The 557-nt window shown below is 48.1% G+C and carries 2 protein-coding genes; both read right to left on the reverse strand.

Features of this window, described 5'->3' with window-relative positions; genetic code table 11:
* On the reverse strand, positions 1-101 hold a 101-nt coding region (locus tag ACWHAR_RS30665; protein ID WP_452088883.1), incomplete at its 3' end, for a hypothetical protein.
* 119 nt (positions 102-220) lie between these two features.
* Positions 221-557, reverse strand: a 337-nt coding sequence (locus ACWHAR_RS30670; RefSeq protein ID WP_452088882.1) for a homocysteine S-methyltransferase family protein, incomplete at its 5' end; no start/stop codon positions are given.

Here is a 557-nt window from a genome sequence, read left to right on the forward strand (position 1 = left end):
AGCCCGGTTCCGATGACACCTCCCAAGGAAAGCATAAAGAGGTGCCGGCTTTTCATACTTCTCTGAAAGGTTGTCTCATTCTTGTTGTGGGCAGCGTTCATCTTTTTCCAACTTTCTATCAGCGATTTATTTCCTCCTAATAAAAAATCTCATGTCAGAAAGTGACACGAGACTCCGGCGAACCGGCTTTAAGTTAGAATATACAAACTATTACGATAAGTCAAGTTGTTTTTAAAGAGCGGGCCCACGCCGCAATTTCTTGAATATTTTCGGGTTTTGTCCGGCAGCAGCCGCCAATCAGCCTCGCTCCTTTTTCATGCCAGGTGCGGGCGCTCGCCCCGTAAGATTCTGCGCATGCTGCGCCGTTCCACGTTTTTGTTTCAGGATCATATTGCTCACCTGAATTCGGGTAGACAATGATCGGTTTTGACGTGTTCTGTTTTAACTCCTCTATCAAGGAAGGGATATGCTGAAGCGGCGTGCAGTTGATGCCGAGTGCTGCAATTTGGCGATGTCCATCAAGCCACGATGCGCAGTCAGCTGCAGGTGTTCCGTCA

Source organism: Bacillus sp. LR--39, from assembly GCF_053613335.1.